This window comes from Deinococcus malanensis, assembly GCF_014647655.1.
Lineage (GTDB): Bacteria > Deinococcota > Deinococci > Deinococcales > Deinococcaceae > Deinococcus > Deinococcus malanensis.
Genome location: NZ_BMPP01000002.1, coordinates 356144 through 364769 on the forward strand (window position 1 = coordinate 356144; position 8626 = coordinate 364769).

5 protein-coding genes are annotated in these 8626 nt (G+C 67.8%); 1 reads left to right on the forward strand and 4 read right to left on the reverse strand.

The window, feature by feature from the left end:
- Positions 1-60 precede the first annotated feature (60 nt).
- The 3 genes from IEY49_RS04070 to IEY49_RS04080 all read right to left on the reverse strand — a co-directional run bounded on the left by IEY49_RS04070 (position 61) and on the right by IEY49_RS04080 (position 5258).
- On the reverse strand, positions 61-2796 hold the full coding sequence (locus IEY49_RS04070) for an AAA family ATPase (protein WP_189004789.1): 2736 nt from the start codon (positions 2794-2796) through the stop codon (positions 61-63).
- The gene (locus IEY49_RS04075; RefSeq protein WP_189004790.1) at positions 2793-3974 is read right to left on the reverse strand and encodes an exonuclease SbcCD subunit D; all 1182 of its coding nucleotides are present in this window, start codon (positions 3972-3974) and stop codon (positions 2793-2795) included. Before IEY49_RS04075 ends, IEY49_RS04070 begins: the two co-directional genes overlap by 4 nt.
- 120 nt (positions 3975-4094) lie before the next feature.
- The gene (locus IEY49_RS04080) at positions 4095-5258 is read right to left on the reverse strand and encodes an alkaline phosphatase family protein (RefSeq protein WP_189004799.1); all 1164 of its coding nucleotides are present in this window, start codon (positions 5256-5258) and stop codon (positions 4095-4097) included.
- A 162-nt stretch (positions 5259-5420) separates the two neighbouring features.
- On the opposite strand from IEY49_RS04080, the gene recD2 reads away from it, so the two are divergent.
- Positions 5421-7553 (forward strand): SF1B family DNA helicase RecD2, encoded by a 2133-nt coding sequence (gene recD2 / locus IEY49_RS04085; RefSeq protein ID WP_189004801.1) that lies wholly within the window; start codon positions 5421-5423, stop codon positions 7551-7553.
- A 174-nt stretch (positions 7554-7727) separates the two neighbouring features.
- On the opposite strand, the gene IEY49_RS04090 is transcribed toward recD2, so the two are convergent.
- On the reverse strand, positions 7728-8626 hold an 899-nt coding region (locus IEY49_RS04090), incomplete at its 5' end, for a S8 family serine peptidase (RefSeq protein ID WP_189004802.1).

Consider the following 8626-nt stretch of genomic DNA (forward strand, 5'->3'; position numbering starts at 1 on the left):
GGGGACAGATGTGCCGGTCGATGCCTCACATGAGGTGCCCCCTCCAGACTGACGCGCCGTCTACCCTTCCAGGCGCTGCACGCTGCTGCCCGCCACGCTCTTGGTGACCAGCAGGCGGCTGGGCAGACGCTCGGAGAGGCTCTCAACGTGCGTGACCACGCCCACCATGCGGCCCTGGGTGCGCAGGTTTTCCAGAGCCCCGGCCACTGCATCCAGCGCCTGCGGGTCCAGCGTGCCGAAGCCCTCATCCAGAAACAGGGCGCCCAGAATCCTGTTGCCGGCCAGATAGTCCGACAGCGCGATGGCCAGCGACAGCGAGGCCAGGAAGGTCTCCCCGCCCGACAGGGTCTTCACGCCGCGTACCTCACCGGCGTTCCATAGGTCCTGCACCACGTACTCGCCGCTGGCCAGGGCCAGCCGGTAACGCCCGTCACTGATCTCGTGCAGCAGGATGCCGGCGCGGGTCAGCAGCTGGGCTTCAACTTCCGCCAGCAGATATTGCTGAAATTCGTTGGCTTTCAGGGTGCCGGTCAGGGTCTGCCAGGTGTCGAGGTGGCGGCCCGCCTCGGCGGCCTGGATCTCGATCTCGGCCTTGCGTTCCAGGCGTTCGTGCAGGGCGCGTTCCTGCTCGGCCAGGCGGCCGGCCTGCTCACGGGCGTTTTGCAACTCGGCCTCGGTGGCGGTCAGTTCACGCGTCACATGCGTCAGTTCGGCCGGGTCGTAGGGTGCGGCGCCCAGCTGACGGTCCAGGTCTGCCAGGGCTTCCTGCAACTGCGCGATCTGGGCCGTGTGCGTGCGTGCAGCTTCCTCCAGAGCCACGATCTCACGCTCCTCCAGACCGGCGTGGCGGGCCTGCTCAGCACTGAGCCTCAGGCTGCTCAGGGCCACGTGCAGCGCCGACTGTGCTTCCTGGGCATCGGCATCACGGCGCGCGGCACCCGACTGCGCCGCGCCCAGCGTGGCATTGGCCGCGGCAGCATCACCCTGAGCACGGGCCAGGGCACTCTGGGCAGCCTGAACCCGCGTCCGCAGGCCCTGGATCTCGGCCAGCAGGGTCCGGCGGGCCCCGGCCGGATCATTCCCAGCCTCCCGGACACGGGCCGCCAGCCCGGCAAGCAGGCGCAGGGCCTCGGTCTGGGGGTCACCGGGAAGAAGGGCTTCTGCACCGTGAAGGTCGGTCTCGCGCTGGCGCAGCTGGGCTTCCCAGTCGGCGTTCTCCTGGCGCTTTTCCTCCAGCCACTTCTGACGGGTGGCCAGCTGTGAGCGCAGGTCACTGAAGCGGGTGCGGCGCTCCTGAAGCGTGGCGTTCAGGGCTGTCACGCGGTCTTCCAGGGCACCGAGATTCACGACCGGGGCGTTGGGAAGATGGTGGACCGTCTGGCCACACAGGGGGCAGTCGTCTCCCGCATGCAGGTGTGCGCGGTGCGAGGCGAGACCGGCTTCCAGGCGGGCCGCCTCCAGTGCCTGCTGCGCGGCTTCCAGGTCCACCTTGGCAGATCTGCCCTCCCGCTCGACGCGGTCACGTTCGGCAGCCTCGCGGGCCTGAGTCTGCTCCTCGGCCTGGAGGCGGGCGCGGGCCGCAGCCAGCGCCGTCTTCTCCGTTTCAATCTGCACGCGTTCCACCCGCAGGCGTTCGGCCTTCTGGGCGGCCTCACGGGCCGCGAAATGCGCGTCCTCGTCCCACGGCAGCGGGCTTGGATGGGTGGTCTGCGGCGTGCCTCCCGCCCGGCGCAGGCGGGCAGCGTCGGCCTCGGCCTCGCGCAGCGCTCCCTCGCGGGCCTCAAGTTCCGGAATTCCTGACTCGGCCTGCTGGGCAGCCTGCAGCGCGGTTTGCGCCTGAGCGGCTGCCGCCCCTGCCACCCGCGCGGCCTCCTGGGCGCGGGTCAGTTCGCGGGCTTCACGCTCCTGGGCAATGCGGGCGCGCTCGGCTGCGTCCAGCAGGGGCAGGACCCCGGCCACCCGCCGCGCCCGCGCCGCACGCTCGGCACCCTCCTGCACGCTGGCAGCCCGGGCTTCCAGGCTGCCCAGGCGGCGCAGGGCGTCCTCACGGGCACGCCAGACTTTTTCCTGGTCACGCAGGCGGTGCTGCTGGCTCAGCAGCCGCTCACGGGTGTCGGTCAGGCGTTCGGCGTGCGCGTCGGTCTCCTCACGCCGGGCGCGCAGGGCCGCTGCGGCCTCGGGCGAGACCCCAGCGTATTCCCCGTCCAGCAGCGTGTTCAGGGTCTGCGACTGATGCTTGAGTTCCTTGGTGCGGTCCGACGCCACGCGCTGCATGGCCTGTACGTGGTCCAGTCCGGTCAGCTCGCCCAGGAGTGCCTGCCGGTCCTTCCCGGAACCGTGCAGCAGCCTGGAGAACTCGCCCTGCGGCAGCATCACGCTGCGGGTGAAGGTCCGGAAGTCCAGACCAACCGCCTGACGGATGCGCTCGTTGACCCCCTTCATGCCGCCCTCGGACAGGTTGGTCCAGCGCCCGTCGTCGTCCAGGCGCTCGAACCGCACCTCGTTCTCGGCCTGCTTGCGGCCCTTGGTCCGCGAGGCGCGGTAGGTACAGCCTCCGGCCTCGAAGGTGAGCGACACGTTCAGGCCCCGCTCGCCCTGTGAGATCAGTGCGTCCAGTCCGCTGCCTCCCAACCTCTCGGTGTGGCCGTACAGCGCAAATGTCATGGCGTCGAGCAGGCTGCTCTTGCCGCTGCCGGTAGGGCCGACCAGCGCAAACAGTTCCAGATCGGTGAAATCCAGGGTCGTGTACTGCCGGAAGGCCGTGAATCCCTGCAGGTCCAGCTTGACGGGCCTCATAGCACCTCTTCCTCGGTGCGGGCCGCCTCGTCGGCCTGCCGGAAGGCGGCGCGCAGGTCCTCGGGCAGCTCGCCGCGCCGTTCCTGGTGGTAGCGCTCGTACAGGTCAAGCAGACTCAGGCCTTCACGCCGGAGATCCGGCGCGAGCAGATCCTCCTGGGCAGCGTCAAGATCCACCGCCAGAGTGTTGGGCGCCACCCGCAGCACCCGGTCCTTCAGGCCTGGCAGGGCCGTGCCGGCTGGGGCGCGCACCACCACCTTGAGCAGGCCAGGAAAGTCTTTCAGAGCGTCCAGCCGGGCCTCGACGTTTTCCAGGTCCACCCGGACGGTCCGCAGTTCCCGGCCGCTGGCCAGCGGCACCGGATGCACTTGCGCGGGCCGCCCGGGCGAGACCTCGACCAGATTGACCTGCTTTTTCTCGCCGCCCTCGCCGAAGTCCAGCTGAATGACGCTGCCGGGATAGCAGGCCAGCGGCGCGTCGGAAACGGTCTGAGGCTTGTGAATATGTCCGAGCGCCACGTACTGTGCGCCGGCCGGCAGTTGCAGCCCCGACAGCGTGTACTGGTTGGTCAGGTCAAACTGAATGGTGCGCTCGCTGCCGCTGGGCACGGCGCCGTCCAGGGTGGCGTGCATCATCAGCATGTTCACGCTCCCGGGCCGGAAGCCCTCGCCCAGCCGGCGCAGGAAAAAGCCCATGCCTTCGCGGTACTTCTGCCGCCACGCGCCGGTGTCGCCCCCCAGCAGGTCGGCGGCCTTCACCAGGCGGCGCTCCGACAGGTAGGGCAGCGCACCCACAGTCAGGGTCTCCCCACTGCGGGTTTCAAGGTGCCGGACCATCTGCACCGGGTTGGCGGTGGGCTGGGCGACTGCCTGAATACCCACCCAGCCCAGCAGCCCGGTCACGCTGTCGAGCCGCGCGGCGCTGTCGTGGTTGCCCGCAATAACCACTCCGGGAATTCCGGCGTCGCGCAGGCGCAGAAAAAAGTCGAATACGGCGTGCTCGGCGTCGGCCGAAGGATTGCCGGTGTCGAACAGGTCGCCAGACACGAGTACGGCGTCCACCCGCTCGGATTTGGCCAGGGCCGCGATCTCGTTCAGGGCGTCGTGGACTTCCGGTGTCCGGTCATAGCCCCGCAGGTTCCGTCCCGCATGGAAATCTGCGGTGTGAAGTACGCGCATGACGGAAAAAATAGCATGCAGTGAGGCCCGGTTTCTGGCCTGGACAGCGGGAAGAGGGCATGCCACCCGATTGGAACCTGCTCCATTGCCCCGAGTCGTAAGGTTCTCGGGTCGAGGCCTCTATCTCCGGACAGCCAGAACCGGAACCCGCATCTCGGCCCCCGACCAGCCGCCGTGTAGACCCCGCTGTGAAGTGCCGCTCCTGCGCCGGGTCAGAGCCAGACCCTCGTTAGCCACGGCAATCAGGTGGCCGGTTCTCGACCTGAAGGGTGAATCCGGATCTGGGCCGAACAGGCCCGCTTCCCAGGCGTCATCGGCTTCAAACACCGCCGCGTAGGGGGCCAGAAGGCTAACCGCCTCGTGCATGTGCCGGGGGTCAATCCGGAAATAGGCGGCGCGCTCCTCTCCCGCCATCGGAGCGAGCAGCAGACGCTGGAACTCCTCGGACTGCGTGACGGGAACCACCCCCTGCGCACTCTGGTCAACCTGTCCATGGTCAGCGGTCAGGACCAGCAGGGTCTTTCCGTTGTCCGGCAGCGCGCCGAGCAGGCGACCCACGATCAGATCGACGGCGGCAAGCTCATCGGCTGCCTGATCGCTGGACGGCCCGTAGGTGTGGCAGGTGGAGTCATAGTCAGGCAGGTAAACCATGACGTAGCGGGCTCCCCCACTCCGGACAAGCCCTGCGGTCAGGCTGGCAGCCGTGCTCGGGAATCCATAACCCACATACGAGGCTCCGGCGCAGCACCACCGGGTCAGAAAGCTCTGCCCGTACTCCTCCGGCATGACCACCGCGCAGGAAATGCCGAGTTCCGACAGCTGTTGATAGATGGAAGGCACAGCAGCCAGAAACGACGCCCCGGTGACAGGCTGCCGGTCAGCAGCGTCCTGCAGCCGGATCAGGTTCACGACCCGGCCCAGTTCCTCAAGCCACACCGAGAGCCCTAAATAACCGTGTTCTGCTGGGGCACGTCCGGTGTGAAGGGTCGTCAGTGCTGCCATGGTCGTCGAGGGAAACACACTGGTCGCACTGCCGAGCCCGTGCTCGCCGATCAGACGTGCAACATTCGGGGTAACCCCCTTGGCCATGGCGTTCTGCAGCTGACCAAGCCCCAGGCCATCGACCACCAGCAGAATGATCGTCTCGGCTCCGGCCAAGGGAAGTGGCGTGCCGAATCCGGCGTGAGGGCTTTGAATGCCGAAGTGGCCGCCCAGGGTCGTGATGAGGTTGAGGATGCTGCCTCCATGGTAGTCGGGGGCCAGCTCAGGGCGCACGGCAGGCATGAAGCAGGTTAAGGGGCGGCTGGCCTGGGAGCAACCCGGAACGATCCATTCAGCCCGGTTGCCCCTCACGGCCCAGGTGCATGCCCGCTGAACCGGCCCGGCACCCCTCCCGTACCCTTCTGCCACAAACAGAACCAGGGGCCGGGCGCTATTCTTTTTCTTATGTCACACGCGCTCCCCACCGAGCCGTTCCGCGTCACCGGGGGCGTCAACAAAGTGCGCTTCCGCGCCGAGAGCGGCTTTACCGTCATGACCGCCCGGCTGCGCAACAGCGACGGTGAGGACCCCGATGCCACCGTGATCGGCATGATGCCGCCACTGGACGCCGGTGACAGCTTCAGCGCGGACGTCCTGATGGAAGAGCACCGCGAATACGGCTACCAGTACCGGGTGCTGAATCTGGTGCTGGAGGCGACTCCGGCTGACCTGACCGAGGCAGGCGTGGCCGCATATCTGGAGGCGCGTGTGGGCGGGGTGGGCAAGGTGCTGGCCGGGCGCATTGCCAAGGCGTTCGGACCCGCGACCTTCGACCTGCTGGAAAGCGAGCCGGACAAGCTGCTGCAGGTGCCGGGAGTCACGGCCTCCACGCTGCACAAGATGGTTCAGAGCTGGTCACAGCAGGGCCTGGAGCGCCGCCTGCTGGCCGGGCTGCAGGGCCTTGGCCTGACCATCTCGCAGGCCCAGCGGGCAGTCAAGCACTTTGGAGAAGCGGCGCTTGAACGCCTGAGTGCCGACCTGTTCGCCCTGACCGAAGTCGAGGGCATTGGCTTTCTGACCGCCGACAAGCTGTGGCAGTCCCAGGGTGGCGCACTGGACGATCCCCGGCGGCTTACTGCCGCTGCGGTGTATTCGTTGCAGCAGGCCGCCCAGCAGGGTGGCCACTCGTTCCTGCCGCGCAGCCGGGCCGAGCGCGGCGTGGCCCACTACACCCGCGTGACGCCGGCACAGGCCCAGATGGCCGTGGACACCGCCGTGGAACTCGGGCGCCTCAGTGATGACACGCCGCCGCTGCTGGATACCCAGGACCCGCTGCACGACGGCACCCGGATCTACCTACCCCAGGTCCTGCGCGCCGAGAAGAAGCTGGCCGGACTGATCCGCACGCTGCTGGCCACGCCTCCCAGCGGCGAATGGAGCGTGCCGACCGGCTCCGCCAGGGGGCTTTCCGAGGAGCAGGCGCAGGTGCTGGGGCTGCTGGAAGACCACCGGCTGGTGGTGCTGACCGGCGGACCCGGCACCGGGAAAAGCACGACCACGCGCGCGGTGGCCGACCTTGCTGAGCGGCTAGGCCTGGAGGTCGGCCTGTGTGCCCCGACCGGCAAGGCGGCCCGGCGCCTGGGCGAAGTGACCGGCCGCACCGCCAGCACGATCCACCGACTGCTGGGTTACGGGCCGGCCGGCTTCCGGCACAATCATCTGGAGCCTGCTCCCTACGACCTGCTGATTGTCGACGAGGTCAGCATGTGCGGAGACGGGCTGATGCTCTCGTTGCTTGCAGCGGTGCCTCCCGGCGCCCGTGTCTTGCTGGTGGGTGACACCGATCAGCTGCCTCCCGTGGACGCTGGGCTGCCCTTACACGCGCTGACCCACGCGGCACCGACCGTCAGACTTACCCGGGTATACCGGCAGGCAGCCGAGAACCCCATCATCCGTGCGGCGCACGGCCTGCTGCAGGGTCAGGCCCCGGCCTGGGGCGACGCGCGTCTGAATCTGATTGAAACGGAGCCGGACGGCGGCGCACGGCGCGTGGCCCTTACCGTGCGTGAACTCGGCGGCCCCACCCGGGTCCAGGTCCTGACCCCCATGCGCAAGGGACCGCTGGGGGTGGAGATGCTCAACCACCAGCTCCAGAGCCTGTTCAACCCCGGTCAGGGTGGCGTGCGGATCGGCGACAGCGAGGCCCGGGCCGGTGACGTGGTCGTGCAGACCAAGAACGACTACACCAACGAGATCTTCAACGGCACCCTGGGCACCGTGCTCAAGGCCGAGGGCGGGCGCCTCACGGTGGATTTTGACGGCAACATCGTGGACCTGGCCGGGGCCGAGCTGTTCAACCTGCAGTTGGGCTACGCCCTCACCGTGCACCGCGCCCAGGGCAGCGAGTGGGGCACCGTTCTGGGCGTGCTGCACGAGGCCCACATGCCCATGCTGTCGCGAAATCTGGTCTACACCGCCCTGACCCGTGCGCGTGAGCGGTTCTACGCGGTGGGCTCGGCCACCTCCTGGCAGAAGGCGGCCGTGCGCCAGCGTGAGGAACGGAATACCGCGCTGCTCGAGCGTATCAAGGCCAGGTAAGCTGTCGTTCGCGCGCCTGGGACCGCACTCAGTCCCTCTAGTTCAGGTCGTCCTCGTGGCCCTCAATTTGGCACTGCAAACCGTATGGGGTCAGGTCCTGTTGTGAAGGGTGACGCCTGTCGCCACAAGTGAAGAGGAGCAACCCGCAGGCTGCTCCTCTTTTGCTCAGTCAGTTTACTGAACGGGAACGATCTTGTCGATCTCGGCCGTGCCCTTGTAGCTGGTCTGAGCGTTCAGGAAGCCCTTGAGCTGCACGCGGTAGGTTCCGGCCACTGGGTTGGGGATCACGACGTCCTCGGAAACGCTCGCACCCTGGGTGCTGGAGGCGATCAGTTTGCCAGCGGTGTCGTAGACGTACAGGTCCAGATCGTAGGCGGGGTTGCCCCAGTCGGTCTTGATCTTGACGGCGGAGGCCCCAGTGGGAACGACCACGTCGTGGTTATGCTCGGCGGCGATGGGCGTGCCGTCCACCGTGGTGCCTACCGTGCCGTTCCAGCTGGTCAGCGGGGAGGTCTGCACGGTGGTGCGGGTGCCGGCGGTGCTGGCGGCCTTCTCGACTGCAGCGTAAGCATCGGCGTACCCGGCGCCCACTTCGTGCTTCTCGAGCTGGCGGATTTCGCCACTCACGGTGTACATCGGGTCGGCGGTGCTGGTGATCGCCTCAAGGACGCCGTCGAGGTTGAGGCTGGGGTTGACTTCCAGCATCAGGGCCGCGACGCCGCTCATGTGTGGGGTGGCCATACTGGTCCCGGAGATCGAGGAGTACATCGGCTCGAGCAGTTCGTTGTTGAAGCCGGTGTAGGGCGGGACGATGGCGCCGCTGGTGGCACGGGCAGCCACGATGTTCACACCGGGCAGCACGATGTCAGGGTAGTGGTACTGGTCACCGGGGATACCACGGCTCGAGAAGCTCGCCAGTTCGCCAGGAACGCCCTTACGAACCAGGCGGTTGGTGGCGGTGCGGGTGTCCTTGGCGTGGCCGGCACCGACGCTGATCACACAGGGGCTGGCGCTGTAGGGATTGAGCGTGTCGTTGTTCGGGCCGCTGTTGCCGGCAGCAAAGTTAACGATCA

Bases quoted from the DNA above. Each gene is read 5' to 3' on its own strand.
- IEY49_RS04070 (WP_189004789.1), bottom strand. From the start codon at position 2,796: ATGAGGCCCGTCAAGCTGGACCTGCAGGGATTCACGGCCTTCCGGCAG.
- recD2 (WP_189004801.1), top strand. From the start codon at position 5,421: ATGTCACACGCGCTCCCCACCGAGCCGTTCCGCGTCACCGGGGGCGTC.
- IEY49_RS04075 (WP_189004790.1), bottom strand. From the start codon at position 3,974: ATGCGCGTACTTCACACCGCAGATTTCCATGCGGGACGGAACCTGCGG.
- IEY49_RS04080 (WP_189004799.1), bottom strand. From the start codon at position 5,258: ATGCCTGCCGTGCGCCCTGAGCTGGCCCCCGACTACCATGGAGGCAGC.